The sequence below is a fragment of the Mesorhizobium sp. M2D.F.Ca.ET.226.01.1.1 genome (assembly GCF_004022705.2).
Taxonomy (GTDB): Bacteria; Pseudomonadota; Alphaproteobacteria; order Rhizobiales; family Rhizobiaceae; genus Mesorhizobium.
In genome coordinates, this window is sequence record NZ_RZOY02000071.1 from 1 (window position 1) to 354 (window position 354).

The 354-nt window shown below is 59.9% G+C and carries 1 protein-coding gene; it reads right to left on the reverse strand.

Translation table 11 applies throughout. The features are described from left to right. Positions 1-354 (reverse strand): hypothetical protein (locus EN869_RS34895; protein ID WP_210237973.1); only part of this gene is annotated, 354 nt, incomplete at both ends.

Below are 354 nucleotides of genomic sequence, written 5' to 3' on the forward strand. Positions count from 1 at the left end.
TTACGACTGCAGAGTTACCTGCATCTGACGACGCAACAGTATCGATGTGGGAGCTGCTGACGGGGAACAGCCTGTAGGTGACGATTGTGCAGTTCGTGACGCCGCTGGATGTGGTGACGACGAACGTTGCCGTCGTTCCTGATGCTATCGTTAGGTAGAACCACGCAACCGAACCGTGACCCGTAGAGCCTCCTGTGAGGGAGGCGCCGGCCGTCATTGCCGTGCCATTGGCCGTGACGCCAGTTATGCTTCGAGGCGTGCCTACGTTGGAGACGTTCACTGCCACGCCGACCGCGATCACGCGACCTGCACCGGCGGCGCCGATATTCTTGTTGGTGAAGGTGTAGGACGAGG